Consider the following 18,114-nt stretch of genomic DNA (forward strand, 5'->3'; position numbering starts at 1 on the left):
TGTCCCGTTGTGAGTCACAACGAACCGGCTGGCCGCATTTGTTGCAAAATTGTAAGCCGCTAATTCCGCAGTGCGGTATTTGTATTCGCGTTTTCAATGGTGTGTCATCGAGATGGCGGAGTCCTCAAAGCAGGGGTTGATTCTTCGCTATTCGGCCGCATAGTTAGCCCTCTACTTTGCAAGGCATGAGGCACGGCATGAGCGCAGCTATTCGTATTCGGGGCCTGGAGAAAACCTACGGTTCCGGAATGCGTGCCCTCAAGGGCATTGATCTGGAGGTGCGCGAGGGTGACTTCTTCGCGCTGCTCGGGCCCAACGGGGCCGGCAAGTCCACCACTATCGGGATCCTATCCTCGCTGGTTAACAAGTCGGCAGGTCAGGTGAGTATCTTCGGTCACGATATTGACCGTGAGCTGATGGCCGCCAAGCGTTGTATTGGCGTTGTGCCTCAGGAGTTCAACTTCAGTCAGTTCGAGAAGGTCATGGACATCCTGGTCAGCCAGGCTGGCTATTACGGTATTCCTCTGGCCAGGGCCAGGGAGCGTGCTGAACACTACCTCAAGCGTCTGGGCTTGTGGGACAAGCGTGACGTGCCGGCGCGCATGTTGTCTGGCGGCATGAAGCGTCGCCTGATGATCGCGCGGGCGCTGATCCATGAACCAAAACTACTGATTCTGGATGAGCCGACCGCGGGCGTGGATATCGAGATTCGTCGCTCGATGTGGCAATTCCTGCAGGAGATCAACGCGCAGGGCATCACCATTGTGCTGACCACGCACTACCTGGAAGAAGCCGAGCAGCTGTGCCGGCACATCGCGATCATCGACCAGGGGCGCATCATCCATAACACCAGCATGCGCGCGCTGCTCAAGGAGCTGCATGTCGAGACCTTCCTGCTGGATATCCGCCAAAGCCTGACTGCGGCGCCAGATCTGGGTGAATACGCCTGCCAACGGATTGATGAGCACACCCTGGAGGTGCAGGTAGATAAGGCGCAGGGGCTTAACGCGCTGTTTGCAGCACTGACTGAAGCCGGTCTGGAGGTGACGAGCCTGCGCAACAAGAGCAACCGACTGGAGGAGCTATTCCTCACGCTGGTGGATGAAAATGCCGAGAAACGGGGAGCCTGACATGCAGTATTGGCAACAGAGCTGGGTGGCGTTCAGCACCATTGTGACCAAGGAAATTCGCCGCTTTACCCGTATCTGGCCGCAGACGCTGCTGCCGCCGGCGATCACCATGGCGCTGTACTTTGTCATCTTCGGCAACCTGATCGGCAGCCGCATTGGTGAGATGGGTGGGTTTCGCTATATCGACTACATCGTGCCCGGCCTGATCATGATGTCGGTCATTACCAACAGCTACTCCAACGTGGTTTCAAGCTTTTTCAGCACCAAGTTCCAGCGCTCCATCGAGGAGCTGATGGTGGCGCCGGTGTCGCCCCATGTGGTGCTGCTGGGGTACACCTTCGGCGGTGTTGCGCGGGGGCTGATGGTCGGCTTTATCGTCACCCTGACCTCGCTGTTCTTTACCCGTTTGCAGGTCCAGCATATCGGGCTGACCATTGCGGTGGTGTTTTTCACCTCGCTGGTGTTCTCGCTGGGCGGCTTCATCAATGCGGTGTTTGCTCGCACCTTTGATGATATTTCCATTGTGCCAACCTTTGTGCTGACGCCGCTGACCTACCTTGGCGGGGTGTTCTACTCGATCAGTCTGCTGCCGCCGTTCTGGCAAGCGGTGTCGCAGGTCAACCCGATTCTGCACATGGTCAATGCCTTCCGTTACGGCATTTTGGGGGTATCGGATATTCCGATTGCGACCGCGCTGATCATCATGTCGGTATTTACGCTGATTCTTTACAGCTTGAGCTACTGGTTGCTGGTCAGGGGCACCGGTCTGCGACAATAATGGCGCCGGGCCGCCACTCGGCGGCCTTTTGGCCAACTGAGGTTACTCGTATGTCTGATCATCCAGCGACGGATTCGCCACTGGGTAAATCCAGTGCCTACGTCAGTGTTTACACACCGTCGTTGCTGTTTCCCATTGCACGCCAACCCAAATGGCAGGAGCTGGGGCTGGATGCGCGGCGATTGCCCTTTCACGGTGCTGATATCTGGAACTGTTTCGAGCTGTCTTGGCTGACACCGTCAGGCAAGCCCGAAGTGGCGGCGGCGGAGTTTGTGTTCCCGATCAAGGCGGCGCGCATCGTCGAGTCCAAATCCTTCAAGCTCTACCTCAATTCGCTGAATCAGACCGTGTTCCGTGATCGTCACGAGCTGCTGCAGACGCTGGAGTCGGATTTGTCGGTAGCAGCCCAGGGGCCGGTGGCCGCGCGTCTGTTCAACATGCAGCAGCTGCACCAGTTGGGCATGTTCAGCCTGCCTGGACGCTGCATTGATGACCTGGAGGTGGATGTCAGCTGCTACCAGTACGACGCCGCATTGCTGGCCCTAGACCCCAGCCAGGTGCAGGTCAGCGAGGTGCTGCACAGTCATCTGCTGAAATCCAACTGCCCGGTGACCGGTCAGCCCGACTGGGGCTCGGTACTGATCAGCTACAGTGGACGGCGAATCGATCCGGCGGCGCTGGTGCGTTACCTGGTGTCGTTTCGTGAGCATTCGGATTTTCACGAGCAGTGTGTGGAGCGCATTTTCCTCGATTTGCTGGCGCTGCTCGGTGAAGGGGCCAAACTGACTGTCTATGCGCGCTATGTGCGCCGTGGCGGGTTGGATATCAATCCCTGGCGCTCGACTGAGCCGGGCATGCCTGAGAATCTGCGCCTGGCCCGGCAGTAAAGGAATTGATCAGTGCTTTGTGAACGGCAAAACGCCCCGGTTGACGGGGCGTTTTTGCAAGGGCCGGGATGGCTCAGATGCCCATGTCGGCCAGGCTCTGCATGACGCTGCGCAGGGTCCCCGCCAGCGTGGGGTGGCGCGCTTCAAACTGTTCGGCCATGAGGTTGACGCCGTCGACCAGCGTCGGATCTTCTTCGACCTCCGCCTCACCGCGCTCTTTCAACAGGCGTGCTTCCAGGCTGGTTGCCAGCGCCTGCAGGGCCTCGCGCTCCTCCGTGGTCAGTTCCGAGTGACTTTCGTTAAGGGTCGCCTGTAACGATTCCAGCTGAGATTTCAGACGCTCTGTGGGCATGTACGCTCTCCTGTCCTGCGGGTTTACTTCACTATACCCCCAGATAGACAACGCGTGCGGTGGTTTTACGCCAACGCGGCCTTGGCTTGACGTGCCTCAATGTCATCCAGGCAGCTGGCCAGTTCGTCGACACTGTCGATTACGTAGTGCGCCCCTGCGTTCATCAATGCCATGGTGGCCTGCAGTCGCAACCGGTCGCGGGTGCCGCTGTCCTGGTCTCCCAGGCGCGCCATAGCTTCAGCGCTCAACGCGCCGCTCAGTGCCGTGCCCACGGTCCAGACGCCAGCGTTGAGCCCGGCGCTGACAGCCTCGGGGCTGCCGCACACCAGTACGCAGCGGCGCAAGGCGCAGACCCCCATCTGTATAGCGAGCGTCACTACCCGGTCCGGTGCAGGGTAGGGGCGCAGTGTCTCGACGCCTTGCAGGCAGGTGATGGCGGTGGATCTCAGCTCGGTGTAGTCACGCTGATGGTGGTCGGGCACTAGGCCGGCTGGCAGTGTGCGTGTGGCCAGCTGCTGCAGGCTGGGCAGCGCCTGGGGGAGTAGGGTGAGTGCGTCGGGCGCTGGGTCGGCGGCAGTCAGGGTGCCGGCGAGATCGAAGAGTACGGCCTCGATCCGGTGTGCGGTCATGGTCCGGGGTCCTTGTCGGAAATCGGTGGTGACCGCACATTATCTTGCAATGATATTGCAGTTTTATGACGCAGCCAGCGGTTCTGCCCCCATGGCGACACGCACGCTGTCGGGCACGGGGATGGGGCGCTGGTTGGCGACCTCAATCCAAACCATCTTCACGTCACCGTAACCAACCAGCTCGGGCGAGCCCTTGACGTAGAGCTTGTGTTGCAGCGTCAGACTGCTGCGGCCAACCACGCCGCCGTACAGCTCTACGACGACCACGCCTGGGTGAAATACGGGCTTGAGGAAGTGATGGGTGCAGGTCAGCAGCACCAGGCCCTGGCCGACCTCGCGGCGCGGCGCATTGAGGCCATCGAGCCACTCGATGCGCGCATCCTCCAGATACTGATAGTAACGGGTATTGTTGACGTGCTGATTGCTGTCCATGTCGCCGTAGCGAATGGGTATCTCGGTGGTATAGAGCAGGGGGCCTGTGGTGTCGGTCATGGGCAAATTTCGCTAAAATTGATATGGGGTTTGCATTACACTGCGGGCCTGCGTTGGTATTGCCTGACTGACGAATCAAAGCCAGAACTGGAGAGGCCGCTGATGAATTTGCTGAAGACAGGAGCCTTGGCAGCATTGCTGTCGGCGCTGTCATTGACCTGTATTACACCCGTTTTTGCTGCGGATGACTACGACGATTACGAGTCTGAATACGTTGATCCTGATCCGTGGGAGCGTTTCAATCGGGTCAGCTTTCGCTTCAACGACACCCTGGATCGTTACGCGGTAAAGCCGGTCGCCAAGGGCTACAAGGCGGTTACGCCAGAGTTCTTCCGTGATGGCGTAGGGAATTTCTTCCACAACCTGCAAGAGCCGATGAACTTCCTCAACAACAGCCTGCAGGGCAAGTTCAACGAGGCAGGAGTGGATGTCTCGCGCTTCCTCTTCAACACCCTGTTGGGTGGTCTGGGCGTGGTGGATGTGGCTACCCCGATGGGCCTGGAGCGCAACGACGAAGACCTGGGGCAGACGCTGGGCTACTGGGGCGTGGAGAGCGGTCCGTACCTGATGTTGCCTTTTTTGGGGCCTAATACCCTGCGTGACACGGCGTCGAAGCTGCCGGAAAACTTCTTTAACTACACCTACACCGGCTATATCAACGATATCCGTGTGCGTAACCAGTTGTTCGCGCTGGAGACGCTGGATCTGCGGGCCGGCTTGCTGGATCAGGAGCGCCTGATTACCGGTGATCGCTATACCTTTATTCGCAACGCCTTTTTGCAGAATCGGGAATTCAAGGTGCGCGACGGCAATGTGCCGGATGAGTTCTGAGGTCTGCTGATTCATGCGAGCCCGGTCTGCTGCAGGCCGGGCTTTTTTCTGCCGGCAGTGTCAGTTCAGGCTGTCAAAGCGCAACCCGAGACTGAAGCGGCCATCACTCTCAGGCTGGCAACGCACCACTTCGCCCTGTGCCTGCAAGCCCTGCAGCCCGGGGGTGGGAGATGAAATGGTCAGGGTGACAGACGAGCCTTCGTTGACGGCCTGGTCACTGATCACCAATGCGCCCTGGTTGGACAGGTCGCGGCACAGCACCTCCAGTTGCTGATCTCCGGCGCTCAGTCGAGCGGTGGCGTCCATGGTCATGCGCATGAAATCGCGTTTCTCGCTGTACTGCTGGTCATGAAATGACATCGGCGGCTCCCGCTGCAAACAGGTCGATTTTGTAATGGCAATTTGCTCTTCATCCTAGTGGTGCTGCGGCCTGCAGACAAGCACTCGAATGCGTCCGGGCAACGGTTGCGAGTTAGATCGGATGGGAGTAGTGTTTCCCCCTTGAAAACGCCGGGGTATCGCCGGTTCGATTCAGCCACCCTGTGGCCGCCTGCCGAGTGCATGGTGGCGTTGACGTAGGGACTCTATGCAGCCTTCAGGCACGACACTGCTGGTGATTGACGATGACGATCATGTTCGCCAGCGTCTGACAGCTTACTTGGAAGAAAGCGGTTGCGAAGTGCTGCAGGCCGCGTCAGCCCGTGATGGCGTGGCGCTGTTTGCCAGCGCACGCCCTGAGCTGGTGCTCTGTGATCTTCACCTGGGTGACGGGCAGGGCTTCGAGGTGCTGCGGCAGATCACCGAAGCTGGGCTTGAAGTGCCGGTTATCGTGATGTGCGCTGACGGCGCCATGGCTGATGCGGTCGAGGCTTTGCGGCTAGGGGCGAGCGATTTCTTGCTCAACCCGCTTGGCGATCCTGAGGTGCTGTCGCACGCGGTTCAGCGCGCACTTGACCGTGCGCGCCTGCGACTTGAAAACCAGCGCATTCGAGAGCGACTGGAGCGCGCCAACCGTGAGCTTGAGGTTCACCTCAAGGAGTTGCGTGACGATCAGGCCGCCGGGCATCAGGTGCAGCTCAACATGTTGCCGCAAAGCCCCTGGGTCAGTGGCGAATACCAGTTGGAGCATCGACTGATCCCCTCGCTGTACCTGTCTGGCGACTTTGTCGATTATTTTCGTATTTCTGATTCGCAGCTCGGTTTTTATCTCGCCGATGTGTCGGGTCATGGCTCGTCCTCAGCGTTCGTCACTGTGCTGCTGAAGTTCATGACCACGCGTCTGATGTACGAGCAGCGCAAAAGCGAAGCGCAGGCGAGCGGGCGCATTGAGTTCAAGCCGTCCGACGTGCTTGGGCATATCAACCGTAGCCTGATCAATTGCAAGCTTGGCAAGCATGTGACCATGCTCGGCGGTGTGATTGACGAGCAGGCGCGTACCTTGACCTACAGTATCGGCGGGCATCTCCCCTTGCCGGTTATCTATACTGAAGGGCAGGCGCGCTATCTGGCAGGCAAAGGACGCCCGGTTGGGCTTTTTGAGGATGCCGTGTATCAGAATGAAACCATCGAGTTGCCGGAGCGCTTTAGCCTGACGCTCTGCTCCGATGGTGTGCTGGACTGCCTGGAAGGCTCTACGCTGAAGGATAAGGAAGCCCGTTTGCCGGCATTAATTGCCGAGCATGGCGGGACGATGCAGGGTATTATGGCGGCCCTGGGGTTGGACCCCAATAAAACCATGCCTGATGACATTTCCGTGTTGGTGTTGAGCAGGAACGCAGAATGATGACCACTGGCAAGATCCAGTTTGCCGAAGAGCAGGGCACCTTTGTGCTCAAGTTCATTGGTGACGTGCGCCTTACGTTGTGCGCGGCGCTGGATTCTTACATTGAAAAAATCTTCAGTGTGCTGAGTTTTGAGTCGATCGTCATTGATCTGACCGAAACCGAGTGCATTGATAGTACCTCCCTCGGCCTGCTGGCCAAGCTCTCTATCCTGTCTCGCCAGAAGGTAGGCTTTCTTCCCACGCTGGTGTCCAACCACGAGGATATGAACCGTCTGCTGCAAAGCATGGGCTTTGATCAGGTGTTCAATATCGTGCCGGAAAGCACGCCCAGCTGCGAAGAGTTGCAGGATCTGCCAGCGCAGATGCTGTCTGAAGAGAAGGTCAAGCGGAAGGTGCTCGAAGCGCACCGTATCCTGATGAATCTCAACGACAGCAATCGCGAAGCCTTCCGTGACTTGGTCAGCGCGCTGGAGTCAGGCGCCTGACCCTGCAATCAGGCGCTCCAGCTTAATCTGATCTGCCGCAAAGGCGCGAATCCCCTCTGCCAGTTTTTCCGTTGCCATGGCATCCTCATTGTGTGCCCAGCGGAAGGCTTTTTCGTCCAGCAATTGGCGGGCATCGGCGTCGCCCTGACTCAGGAGCGGAGAGGGTTGCAGGCTGCCTTGCTGTTCGCGCAGGCTCTCCAACAATTGCGGGCTGATGGTCAATCGGTCGCAACCAGTCAGTGCCTCGATCTGTCCGGTGTTGCGGAAACTCGCGCCCATCACCACGGTGTCGTACAGGTGCTGCTTGTAGTAGCGGAATATACGCGCCACCGACTGCACGCCCGGATCTTCCAGTCCTGTGTAATCCCGTCCCTCGTGCGCCTTGTACCAGTCGTAGATGCGCCCGACAAAGGGTGAAATCAGGTGCACGCCAGCGTCAGCGCAGGCCTGGGCCTGAGCGAAGGAGAACAACAGCGTCAGATTGCATTGAATGCCCTCGCGCTCTAGTGCGGCGGCGGCCTGGATGCCTTCCCAGGTGGCCGCAATCTTGATCAGCACGCGGTCGCGGGTGACGCCGGCCTGCTCATACAGCTCGATCAGCTCGACGGCCTTGCGCAGCGTAGCGTCCCGGTCAAACGACAGGCGCGCGTCAACTTCGGTAGAAATGCGCCCCGGTATCAACTGCAGAATTTCGCGACCGATCGCCACGGCAAAGCGGTCACAGGCGTTGGCAACCGGCTCGGCGCTAGATTGTGCCTCCGCGATGGCCTGTTGCAGTAGCGGCTCGCAGCGCGCTAGCGAAGCGGCTTTCAGTAGTAGAGACGGATTGGTCGTGGCGTCGGTGGGTTGCAGTTGTGCGATGGCGTCGATGTCGCCAGTGTCGGCAACGATCTGGGTGTGCTGTTTCAGGCTGTCGAGTTTCGAGGTCATGATACGAGGCAGATTCCAGAGGGCTTTATCTGACCTTACCTCATGCGCTCTGACCGCCGCAATCGCGCCTGTGCTTCCCTATGCGTCGCGCTCATTGATTGGCGGCTTTACAGGCTGCGACAGACGGGCGGGCGAGCCCCTAACAGACCCTAGGCCACACGTGCCTGCATCTGTTCAAACAGTTGATCGAACAGCGCCAGCGGCTGTTCGGTGCGGTGTATCGTGGTGCTCAGCTCGCGACGAAAGTGTCGAGCGCCCGGCAACCCTTGGAATAGTCCGAGCATGTGGCGGGTGATGTGATGCATTTGGCCGCCGGCGGCCAGGTGCTGCTCTATGTAGGGGCGCATCTGTGCCAGCACCTCCAGCCGCGTCGGCTGTGGGTGGTCGTCGTTGAAGAACGTCTGGTCCACCGCGGCGAGCAGCCATGGGTTGTGGTACGCCTCGCGCCCAACCATCACGCCATCCACGTGGGCCAGCTGAGCCTGCATGACGTCCAGGCTGGCGAGGCCGCCGTTGAGGATGATTTCCAGCTGCGGAAAGTCGCGCTTGAGCTGTTGCACTACGTCGTACTTGAGCGGGGGAATCTCCCGGTTTTCCTTTGGAGATAAGCCCTCAAGGATGGCGATACGTGCATGGACGGTGAAGCTGGTGCAGCCAGCGGCGTGCACGGTGCCGACAAAGTCGCACAGCTGCTGGTAGCTGTCGCGGCCATTGATACCAATGCGGTGTTTAACGGTGACCGGTGTGCTGCAGGCATCTCGCATAGCCTTCACGCAGTCGCCTACCAGTTCGGGGTGGGCCATCAGGCAGGCGCCAATCATATTGTTCTGCACCCGGTCGCTCGGGCAGCCGACATTCAGGTTCACTTCTGCATAACCGGCCGCCTCGGCCAGCGCCGCGCACTGCGCCAGCTCCTGCGGGTTGCTGCCGCCCAGCTGCAGCGCCAGCGGTTGCTCGGCGATGTCATAGCCCAGATAACGCGCTCGATCCCCGTGCAGAATGGCTCCGGTGGTGACCATTTCCGTGTACAGCAATGCGTGACGGCTGATCAGTCGCGCGAAATAGCGATAGTGCCGGTCAGTCCAATCCATCATCGGCGCAACGCTGAAGCGGCGATTGGGTTCGGGGCGAGTGGCGCTGCGGTGCTGCATTGGTGGGCCTGTGTATGCTGGAGTGGTGCGAGGGCGTTCAGGCGGCGTAGTCTAGCATCAAAGGCGGCGCAGGGCGCGTGGCTCGGCGGTTGGGGTCTGTTGCGGTTTCGTTCGCCCGCCTGTTTGCCGCCTGTAAAGCTGTCAATCAAGCTGCGAGAAAGGCGGGGTGTTCAACGCACCCCTGCGCTTTGCCCGCCTGCCAAATGGCTTCCGGTAGCCAGATGGACTGTCTGTCCGCGCGGGCGGGTTAGCGTCTTGCTGGCCTGAGGTGTGCTATTTGGGAAACAGCGCGGTGACTTGCAGGCGCAGGCCCAGGCCTTCCGGCCCATTGTCCATGCTCTTGGCCCAGTACCGCACCCCGGCGCCAACGCTGAACAGTTGCCCGCCAATCGGCAGCACTTTGCTCACAATGGCGTTGATCGGGACCTGGCTGTCGTGGTTTTCCCAATCCACGGCGGTTTCGGAGTTGAGGGTATAGCTTACGCCCTGTGGTGTGGTGTATGACATGAAGGGTTGCACGAAGGTGCTGCTGATATCGCTTCGGTCGTCGTCGCCCGCGAAGTCAACGATATGGTTAAACAGGGTGCCGTAGGTCCAGGGGCCTTGTTGGCGCAGTACAACGCCGGTGGGGCCTGCGCCCCATTTGTCTGCAGTCAGTTCATCCTCGGAGCCTGTAGGCAGCAGAAAAACCGGGCCCAGGCCCCAGATCCAGCCGCTGGTGGTTGGTTCTTTGGGAGAAAAGAACAGGCTTTGGGCAATGTCGCCTGTACCGCTCTGGCTGCTATTGCCGACTACATCATCCTGGCTGATGAGCGGCAGGATGGTCCGGGAGATCAGGTTCCAGTCATCAGATAGCGAGAAGGGTACAACCGGCTGGATGTTAAGGGTGTGGCGATCTCCGTCGTCGTTTGCGCCAATGTTCTGATCATAGTTGTACTGAAAGGGCACGCTGATCAGGTCGGCGACCGGGTTACTCAGGGATTTGGCGAGATCTTCGGCGCTTTGCTGGGCATGGGCGCTGGCGCACCAGCCCAGTGTGAGCAGTGTAGCGGCGTGACGAAGGGAGCGGCGGAGCATCCTTATTCCTCGGTGCGGACATTGGCAACTGACAGCGTAGTCCAGCCGCTCTAGTTCGCCACCTTGACTAGTGTTTACTCGGTTTGTTTGTGGGTGTGCTTGCGCCTATTCACTGTGCTTATGACGCTGCGATCACGAAAGCGGTGTTGCTTTCGGTGGGAGAGTGCCTGGGCCAGACTGGGCTATCGCGCCTGTAGTTGTCAGGGCCGAGTAGTACAACAATAAGAGAGGTCGTGCGATGCAACAGCCACAACAAGCGAGAAACGCCTGGCGGGTGCTATTCCTGCTGTTTCTCGCGAACATGTTCAATTTTTTTGACCGCACCATTCCAGCCATCATCATCGAGCCGCTGCGCATGGAGTGGGGGCTCAGCGACTTTCAGCTGGGTCTGGGCGGCACGGTGTTTACCGTGGTGTACGCCTTGGCGGGTATTCAGCTTGGGCGCATGGCGGACCTTGGCTCGCGCAAGAAGATCATGGGTTGGGGGCTGGTTGCCTGGAGTGGCTTCACTGCGCTGACGGGCGCGGCCTGGAACTTCTGGAGTTTCCTGCTGATTCGTATGGGGGTTGGGATCGGTGAGGCCAGCTATGCGCCTGCCGCCAACTCTCTGCTGGGGGATCTCTTCCCTGCACATCGCCGTGCACGGGCTATGGGGATTTTCATGCTTGGCTTGCCGCTGGGGCTGTTGCTGGCGTTTTTCACCGTCGGCGCTATGGTCGAGGCCTTCGGCAGCTGGCGTGCGCCGTTCTACATTGCTGCTGTGCCCGGGTTGATCCTGGCCATCTTTATCTTCTTGATCCGCGAGCCGGCGCGTGGTGCGGCCGAGGCGGTCAGGTCAACCAATCAGGCGCCGGTGGCTAACCCGGTTCGCAAGATCTTTGCGGTGCGCACCTTCTGGTGGCTGACCCTGGCGGGACTGGCCTACAACTTTGCCTCCTACGCCTGTAACTCCTTTATGGTGCCGATGCTGCAGCGCTACTACCACATGCCGTTGCAGGATGCCGCCGTGGCGACCGGGGTGATCGTTGGGGTGACGGGTCTGATCGGCCTGACCACGGGGGGCTGGATTGCGGACAAGGTGCATCAGCGCTGGGCGACCGGTCGCCTGATGTTCGGTGCCATCAGCATGCTGATCGCCGCGCTGGCAACGGGTTACGCGCTGCTGGTGGATGAGATTGCCATTGGCGTCTTTGTTGCCGTGTTCTCGGTGGGCTGGCTGTTTTCCTACAACTACTTCACCAGTGTGTACACGGCCATTCAGGATGTGATTGAGCCGCGCCTGCGTGCCACGGCTGTGGCGCTGTTTTTTGCCGGCCTCTACCTGTTTGGTGGTGGCATGGGGCCTGTGGTGGTGGGGTTGCTGTCCGATCATTACGCCGAGGCTGCCCAGGTGGCGGCGGGCGCGGCCGAGATGAACGAGGTCTTCAAGGCGCAGGGCCTGCACGACGCTATGGTCTTGATCCCGGTGGCGCTGCTGCTGGCGATGGCTGCGTTGCTGGTGGCGGCGCGCAGCTTCGTGGCGGACTCCAAGCGTATGGAAGCGGCGATGGCCAGTGAGCAGCAGGAGGAGCTGGAGGGCGCTGCGTCCCCCGCAGCCTGATTTATGCTCACAGCAAGCCGTCGCCGGGCAGCCGGCGGCGGTTTTTTTTGCTCAGTTGGCTTGGGCGCAAGGGCTGACCGGCAGGGCGTTTAGCAGGTTGCTGACCTTGGTCAGTGTTTCCTGATACTCGGCAGACTGCACCGAGTCGGCGACGATACCGCCGCCGCCCCAGCAGTAAATGTGTCCCTGATGGCATACCAGGCTGCGAATGGCGATATTGAAGTCCATCTGGCCTTCGCAACCCAGGTAGCCAACACTGCCGCAATACAGGCTGCGACGCACAGGCTCCAGCTCTTCGATGATCTGCATGGCGCGGATTTTCGGCGCGCCGGTGATGGAGCCGCCCGGAAAGGCGTGCATCAGCAGGTCGATGGCGTCGCAATCCTCACGCAGTTGTCCGGTGACGCTGCTGACCAGGTGATGCACGTTGGCGTAGCTTTCCAGGCTGAACAACTCCGGCACGCGAATACTGCCGGGGCTGCAGCTGCGGCCGAGGTCGTTGCGCAGCAGATCTACAATCATCAGGTTCTCTGCCCGGTCCTTGTCGCAGCTGATCAACTCCTCGGCCAGGGCACGATCGTCGGCTGCTGTGCTTCCTCGCGGGCGCGTGCCCTTGATTGGCCGCGTCTCGACCCGGCCGTCGCGCACCTCGATAAAGCGTTCAGGCGACAGGCTGAGCAGGGTGCCATCAGGCACTGGGACGTAGGCCGAAAAAGGGGTTGGGCTGCGCTCGCGCAGCAGCCCATAGGCTGCCAGCGGGTCGCCGCTGAACTGCGCACTGAAGCGTTGGGCCAGGTTGATCTGGTAGCAATCACCCGCATGGATGTAATGCTGGATGCGTTCAAACGCCTGGGCATATTGCTGAGCGCTTTGATCGGGGCGAAACGGGGTGCTCAGGCTGAACGCGGACAGCGCAGGGCCAGGCTGCTCAAGGGCAGTCAGTATCTCGGCCTGGTGCGCCGCCGAAAGGGTTGGGTGGCACACCAGCCAGCAGCGGCGCAGCTGGTGATCGCTGACCAGGCTCCAGGTATACAACCCAAAGGCCAGTTCTGGCAGCGCGATATCGTGCCGGGCCTGCGTGGGCAGGGTTTCCAGTTGGCGGCCGTAGTCATAGGCGAGATAGCCTGCCAGCCCAGCCCCAAAGGGCAGGGTGACGCCATCCGGCCAGCTGGCCGGTCCGAGCTGCTGCAGGGCGGCGCGCAGCTGTTGCTGATCGGTGGCGGCGTTGTTGCTACCGGTGATGTGTTGCAGTGGGCCGGCGCAGAGAATGCTGTAGCGGCCCAGCTGGCTGCGCTGGTCGGCGGAATCGAGCAGGATGGGGGCGCCCAGACTGCGCACGGCGTTCAGCCGTGGCAGCGGGTCTGCCTGGTACACCAGCTCGTGGAGCTGGTATTCAGGCATGGTAGGAGTCGTCAATCATGCGTTGCTGGCGTTGGCTTCGTCACTCGACAGCGGTGCGTCCGGCAGCTTGGCGAAGTGCTTCTGGGAGAAGGCCACGCGCTCCTCAGCGCTTTCCTCGCGACCTTCTTTCTTGAGTTGGGCCAGATGCCGCTCAACCATATGGCAGCGTGTGGTCAGGCCCGCATCGTTGGCAATCTGAATGTTAAGACCGGGGCGGGCGTTGAGCTCGAGGATCAGCGGGCCCTGATCCTGATCGAGTACCAGGTCCACGCCGATGTAGCCCAGGCCTGACAGCTCGTAGCAGGAGGCGGCCAGGTGCATAAAGCCGTTCCAGTCCGGCAGCTGCACGCCATCGACCGGGTTGGTGGTGTCGGGGTGCTTGCTGATGATCTTGTTCAGCCAGGTGCCTTTGAGGGTAATACCGGTGGCCAGGTCTACACCGACGCCAATGGCGCCCTGGTGCAGGTTGGCCTTGCCGCCGGACTGACGGGTTGGCAGGCGCAGCATGGCCATGACCGGATAGCCCATCAGGCAGATGATGCGGATGTCCGGCACGCCTTCATAGCTGATGCTTTTGAAGATCTGGTCCGGGGTCACGCGGTATTCGATCAGCACCCGGTCACGGTGGCCACCGAGGGAGTACAGGCCGGACAGGATGCTGGAAATGTGGTGGCCGATCTCGTCGCGGCTGATGATCTTGCCGCCCACGGTCTTGTACATGCCCTCAAAGCGGTCGGCGATGACGATGATGCCATCACCGCCAGCGCCCTGGGCCGGCTTGATTACGAAGTCGCGGTGCTCGGCAACGATGCTGTCAAACTTGTCGAAATCCTTCTCGGTATCAATGATGCCGTACAGCTTGGGCACGTGAATGCCGGCAGCGATGGCGCGCTCCTTGGTCAGGATCTTGTCATCTACCACCGGGTAAAGGTGCCGTTTGTTGTACTTCAGCACGTAGTCCGCGTTGCGGCGGTTGATGCCCATGACGCCGGCCTGGGACAGCGCCTTCCAGGTTTTCCAGAACATGCGGCCTCCTCAGCTCTTGGTCAGCGCCTTGAAGCGCATCAGCTCGGTGAGGCGGTAGCCGCGGTAACGACCCATCGCCAGCATGAATGCCACCAGAATCAGCAGCACGGCCGGGAAGGTAAACACGAAGTAGGTCAACTCCGGAATCGTCATCAGCAGGTGCGCCAGGGTGGCTGCAATCAGGGTGCCCAGGGCGGTTTTCAGCGACTGCGCGCCGCCACGCTCTTCCCAGGTGATCGACAGGCGCTCAATGGTCATGGTCAGAATCACCATCGGGAACAGCGACACCGACAGTGCCTTTTCCAGCCCCAGCTTATGGCTGAACAGGCTGATGGCGGCAATCAGCAGCACCACAAAGGTCAGTACGATGGACAGGCGCGGCAGCATCTGCAGCTTGAGGTGCTCAAGGTAGGAGCGCAGCGACAGGCCCAGGGCGGTGATTACGGTGAACAGCGCGATACCCCAGCCCAGCTCGGTCTCGCGGAAGGCGAGGGCAATCAGCACCGGGGTAAAGGTGCCCAGGGTCTGCATGCCTATCAGGTTGCGCAGAATCAGAATGACCAGCACCCCGACCGGGATCATGATCATTACCTGATAGACGCGCTGCGCCTGCAGCGGCAGACCGTAAAGGGAGTATTCCAGCAGTGCGGAGGCGCTGTTCTGGGTGGTCAGCTTGGCCAGGCGCAGGGCATTCATCTCGCTGTTGCTGACGGTCAGCGTCACGCTGGACTGACGGCCGCCTTCCAGCGACAGCAGCGGGTTGCTGCCGGTCCACCAGACCAGGCGGTTGTCAGGGATGCCCTGTTGGCCGGTTTCCGGGTGGAAATACAGCCAGCGCTCGCCGTTGTAACTGCGCAGCCAGAGTTCCGGGGTTTGCGTCTCGGTGTTCTCCAGGCGGATGGTATGCACCAGCTCAAGCGGAATACGTGCGTTGGACAGCAGCAGCTCGATGACTCGGGCCTTGTCCATGGCGCTGGTGCCGCCAGCCAGCAGTAGCTTGACGTTATCGTCGGTGATGTCGTTTACCCGGCGAATGGTTTCGCTGATAAAGGTCTCGATATCAGCCGAGTGCTGGCGGATGGGGTTGATCAGCGCATCGGCAGCCACTTGTTCTGGGCCTTCGAGCTGGATTGGTTGCGGCGCTGGCGGCGGGGCGGCCTTGGCCTGCTCTTCGCTGTAACGCTGGGTCAGCACCAGGCGGTAGTACAGCGTCTGGGTGCCGCTGGCGCGACGTGAGGACCAGGTAACCCGACGGTTGCCGGCCTGGTTGTTGATGTTCACGCCGTAGTTGTTGGAGATAAAGCTCTCGTTCAGGCTGACGTAGTCCTGATTCAGCGGCGGAATGAAAAACTGCGCCTTGATCGGCGTACCGGGCGTCGCACGAAACTCGACCTTGGCATCCAGGCTCCAGATGTCATCGGTTTCATCTTCGGTTACGGGGATATCGAGGAAGTAAATCTGGTAACCGGTAATAAGAACGCCAAGGCTGACCAGTACGGCGATCAGGATCTTCAGGTGCAGGTTTATTGATTGCATAGTTATCTCAACAACTGTTGTAGGTCCGCCTGACCTTGTACCGTCCCGGCAGGCGCAGCGAGCTCGCTGCATCTTAGCATGCGCGCAGGGCGCCTCGTATAGGTTGCGTACAGCATTTAGGAAGCGCTGATCAATCACACGCCCTCTGCGAGTGTTCAAGCGTGCAGATGCATGCTTGAGTGCAGCCCAGCCTGTACGCCAGAGGGCATGCGGAATTAATCAGTGCTTCCTTTAGCCCTCTGGCAGACAGCCCGTCGCGGGTACGGTTCCCTGCCGGATGTCGAGTGGGGCGTTGCGCGAGGGGCTGTATTCAGCATAGTTCAGGCAACACTATTTATGGATTGTTGACAATCGCTGGGGATGAGGCGCAGAATTTCGCTGTTTTCCGCTCAAGCCTGCTGAGGATTGTAGACAATTAATGGAAGCTACTCTGGAAGGGCCAGCGCAAACCCTGTCTGATGGTGCCTTTGAGCGCATCCAGGCCGCCATCGTCAAAGGCGAGATTGCGCCAGGCACGCGAATCAGTGAGCAATACCTGTCCACCACCTTCGGTATTGGCCGTGGGCCGCTGCGTGAGGCGATTCGCCGGCTTGAAGGTCGCCGGCTGGTAGTGCGCATTCCCCATGCGGGCGTGCGCGTGGTGTCGCTGGACTACGCTGAGCTGATCGAGCTGTATCACGTGCGTGAAGCGCTTGAAGGTATGGCCTGCCGGTTGGCTGCGCAGAACATGACCGAGGACGAGATCACCGCGCTGCGCGACGTGCTCGCCATGCACGAGCAGCACAGCGGACTGAAAGCCAACAAGTCCTACTACCAGCAGGAAGGCGATTTGGATATCCACTATCTGATCGTACAGGGCAGCAAGAACCGCACCCTCAGTCACATGCTCTGCGACGAGCTCTATCAGCTGGTACGCATGTATCGCTATCGCTTTTCTACTACCCCCAAACGGCCGAAGCAGGCGTTTGCCGAACACCACAACATTATTCAGGCCATCGCCGATCGCGATGGTGAACTGGCGGAAATGCTGATGCGCCGACATATCAGCGCATCACGCCGCAATATCGAGCGTCGTCTGCAAGAGCAGGGCGATGCCGTCACTTCCCAAGGAGGAACAGTCTGATGTCAAACACCCCGGGTAAACGTTTCCGCGAAGCACTGGCAGCCGAAAGTCCGTTGCAGGTCATTGGTGCCATCAACGCCAACCACGCGTTGCTGGCCAAGCGTGCCGGCTTCCAGGCTATCTACCTGTCTGGTGGTGGCGTGGCTGCCGGCTCACTGGGTCTGCCGGATCTGGGCATCAACACCCTGGAAGACGTGCTGATCGACGTGCGCCGTATCACCGATGTGTGCGACCTGCCGCTGATGGTCGACATCGACACCGGCTTTGGTCCGAGTGCATTCAATATTGAGCGTACCGTGAAGAGTCTGATCAAGGCTGGCGCGGCGGCTGCCCACATTGAAGATCAGGTGGGTGCCAAGCGCTGCGGTCACCGTCCGGGCAAGGAAATTGTCTCCACCGAAGAAATGGTCAACCGCATTAAAGCAGCAGTCGATGCCAGGACCGACCCGGACTTCTTCCTGATTGCCCGTACCGACGCCATTCAGGCTGAAGGCGTGGACGCCGCCATTGAGCGCTGCAAGGCCTATGTTGAAGCCGGTGCAGACGGCATTTTTGCGGAAGCGGCCTATGACCTGCCTACCTACGAGCGCTTTGTTAAAGAGCTGAACGTGCCGATTCTGGCCAACATCACCGAGTTTGGTGCTACGCCGCTGTTCACCCGTGAAGAGCTGGCCTCGGTTGGCGTTGCCATTCAGCTGTACCCGCTGTCTGCGTTCCGCGCCGCCAACAAGGCGGCTGAGAACGTCTACACCGCGATTCGTACCGAAGGCCACCAGCAGAGCGTGGTTGACAGCATGCAGACACGTGCCGAGCTGTATGACCGCATCGGTTACCACGCGTTTGAGCAAAAGCTGGACGCGCTGTTCGCCGCCGGCAAAAAGTAATTACTGGCTCCGGCCCCGC

At 60.0% G+C, this 18,114-nt stretch carries 19 protein-coding genes; 9 read left to right on the plus strand and 10 right to left on the minus strand.

The features are described 5' to 3' along the window. Positions 1–197 precede the first annotated feature (197 nt). Genes HV822_RS16780 through queF form a run of 3 tightly spaced genes read left to right on the plus strand, consistent with a single transcriptional unit; the run spans position 198 to position 2,795 of the window. The gene (locus tag HV822_RS16780) at positions 198–1,130 is read left to right on the plus strand and encodes an ABC transporter ATP-binding protein (protein WP_238871408.1); all 933 of its coding nucleotides are present in this window, start codon (positions 198–200) and stop codon (positions 1,128–1,130) included. A 1-nt stretch (position 1,131) separates the two neighbouring features. Beyond that, the gene (locus tag HV822_RS16785; RefSeq protein ID WP_238871409.1) at positions 1,132–1,908 is read left to right on the plus strand and encodes an ABC transporter permease; all 777 of its coding nucleotides are present in this window, start codon (positions 1,132–1,134) and stop codon (positions 1,906–1,908) included. A 50-nt stretch (positions 1,909–1,958) separates the two neighbouring features. After that, the gene (queF, locus tag HV822_RS16790; RefSeq protein ID WP_238871410.1) at positions 1,959–2,795 is read left to right on the plus strand and encodes an NADPH-dependent 7-cyano-7-deazaguanine reductase QueF; all 837 of its coding nucleotides are present in this window, start codon (positions 1,959–1,961) and stop codon (positions 2,793–2,795) included. Positions 2,796–2,868: 73 nt separating this feature from the next. Here the strand turns inward: queF and HV822_RS16795 are convergent, their stop codons facing one another. The 3 genes from HV822_RS16795 to HV822_RS16805 form a co-directional block, all read right to left on the minus strand. Then, the gene (locus tag HV822_RS16795) at positions 2,869–3,147 is read right to left on the minus strand and encodes a DUF4404 family protein (protein ID WP_238871411.1); all 279 of its coding nucleotides are present in this window, start codon (positions 3,145–3,147) and stop codon (positions 2,869–2,871) included. A 65-nt stretch (positions 3,148–3,212) separates the two neighbouring features. Next, the gene (locus HV822_RS16800; RefSeq protein ID WP_238871412.1) at positions 3,213–3,776 is read right to left on the minus strand and encodes a hypothetical protein; all 564 of its coding nucleotides are present in this window, start codon (positions 3,774–3,776) and stop codon (positions 3,213–3,215) included. A 63-nt stretch (positions 3,777–3,839) separates the two neighbouring features. Further along, positions 3,840–4,268 carry an acyl-CoA thioesterase gene (locus HV822_RS16805; protein ID WP_238871413.1) on the minus strand — a complete coding sequence of 143 codons (429 nt, stop codon included), beginning with the start codon at positions 4,266–4,268 and terminating at the stop codon, positions 3,840–3,842. Between the two features lie 102 nt (positions 4,269–4,370). On the opposite strand from HV822_RS16805, the gene HV822_RS16810 reads away from it, so the two are divergent. After that, a complete protein-coding gene (locus tag HV822_RS16810) occupies positions 4,371–5,099 on the plus strand; it encodes an MlaA family lipoprotein (protein WP_238871414.1) in 729 nt (242 codons plus the stop codon). A 60-nt stretch (positions 5,100–5,159) separates the two neighbouring features. Here HV822_RS16810 and HV822_RS16815 read toward each other — a convergent pair whose 3' ends face one another. Then, positions 5,160–5,459, minus strand: a complete 300-nt coding sequence (locus HV822_RS16815) for a PilZ domain-containing protein (protein WP_238871415.1) — start codon at positions 5,457–5,459, stop codon at positions 5,160–5,162. Between the two features lie 226 nt (positions 5,460–5,685). On the opposite strand from HV822_RS16815, the gene HV822_RS16820 reads away from it, so the two are divergent. Together HV822_RS16820 and rssC are read left to right on the plus strand one after the other, a co-directional pair. After that, positions 5,686–6,882: a PP2C family protein-serine/threonine phosphatase gene (locus HV822_RS16820; protein ID WP_238871416.1), complete on the plus strand. Its 1,197-nt coding sequence runs from the start codon at positions 5,686–5,688 to the stop codon at positions 6,880–6,882. Beyond that, positions 6,882–7,367 (plus strand): anti-sigma factor antagonist RssC, encoded by a 486-nt coding sequence (gene rssC / locus HV822_RS16825; RefSeq protein WP_238873641.1) that lies wholly within the window; start codon positions 6,882–6,884, stop codon positions 7,365–7,367. Before HV822_RS16820 ends, rssC begins: the two co-directional genes overlap by 1 nt. Here rssC and tal read toward each other — a convergent pair. From tal to HV822_RS16840, 3 genes are all read right to left on the minus strand, one after another. Then, positions 7,356–8,297, minus strand: a complete 942-nt coding sequence (gene tal / locus HV822_RS16830) for a transaldolase (RefSeq protein WP_238871417.1) — start codon at positions 8,295–8,297, stop codon at positions 7,356–7,358. The genes rssC and tal overlap by 12 nt on opposite strands. 149 nt (positions 8,298–8,446) lie before the next feature. Beyond that, complete coding sequence (gene dusA, locus HV822_RS16835) at positions 8,447–9,448, minus strand: tRNA dihydrouridine(20/20a) synthase DusA (protein WP_238871418.1); 1,002 nt, start codon at positions 9,446–9,448, stop codon at positions 8,447–8,449. 273 nt (positions 9,449–9,721) lie between these two features. After that, positions 9,722–10,525, minus strand: a complete 804-nt coding sequence (locus HV822_RS16840) for a transporter (RefSeq protein ID WP_238871419.1) — start codon at positions 10,523–10,525, stop codon at positions 9,722–9,724. 238 nt (positions 10,526–10,763) lie between these two features. On the opposite strand from HV822_RS16840, the gene HV822_RS16845 reads away from it, so the two are divergent. Beyond that, complete coding sequence (locus HV822_RS16845; RefSeq protein WP_238871420.1) at positions 10,764–12,125, plus strand: spinster family MFS transporter; 1,362 nt, start codon at positions 10,764–10,766, stop codon at positions 12,123–12,125. A 51-nt stretch (positions 12,126–12,176) separates the two neighbouring features. Here the strand turns inward: HV822_RS16845 and pabB are convergent, their stop codons facing one another. Genes pabB through rloB form a run of 3 tightly spaced genes read right to left on the minus strand, consistent with a single transcriptional unit; the run spans position 12,177 to position 16,088 of the window. Next, positions 12,177–13,526 (minus strand): aminodeoxychorismate synthase component I, encoded by a 1,350-nt coding sequence (gene pabB / locus HV822_RS16850; RefSeq protein ID WP_238871421.1) that lies wholly within the window; start codon positions 13,524–13,526, stop codon positions 12,177–12,179. Between the two features lie 15 nt (positions 13,527–13,541). Beyond that, positions 13,542–14,552: an alpha-L-glutamate ligase-like protein gene (locus HV822_RS16855; protein WP_238871422.1), complete on the minus strand. Its 1,011-nt coding sequence runs from the start codon at positions 14,550–14,552 to the stop codon at positions 13,542–13,544. Between the two features lie 9 nt (positions 14,553–14,561). Next, positions 14,562–16,088: an osmotic stress tolerance membrane protein RloB gene (rloB, locus tag HV822_RS16860; RefSeq protein ID WP_238871423.1), complete on the minus strand. Its 1,527-nt coding sequence runs from the start codon at positions 16,086–16,088 to the stop codon at positions 14,562–14,564. Between the two features lie 418 nt (positions 16,089–16,506). Here rloB and HV822_RS16865 point away from each other — a divergent pair, with 418 nt between their 5' ends. Continuing rightward, positions 16,507–17,211 carry a GntR family transcriptional regulator gene (locus HV822_RS16865; RefSeq protein ID WP_238871424.1) on the plus strand — a complete coding sequence of 235 codons (705 nt, stop codon included), beginning with the start codon at positions 16,507–16,509 and terminating at the stop codon, positions 17,209–17,211. Next, positions 17,211–18,095 carry a methylisocitrate lyase gene (gene prpB / locus HV822_RS16870; protein ID WP_238871425.1) on the plus strand — a complete coding sequence of 295 codons (885 nt, stop codon included), beginning with the start codon at positions 17,211–17,213 and terminating at the stop codon, positions 18,093–18,095. The genes HV822_RS16865 and prpB overlap by 1 nt, the downstream gene beginning before the upstream one ends. Positions 18,096–18,114 lie beyond the last annotated feature (19 nt).

This window comes from Halopseudomonas maritima (genome assembly GCF_021545785.1).
Taxonomy (GTDB): Bacteria; Pseudomonadota; Gammaproteobacteria; order Pseudomonadales; family Pseudomonadaceae; genus Halopseudomonas; species Halopseudomonas maritima.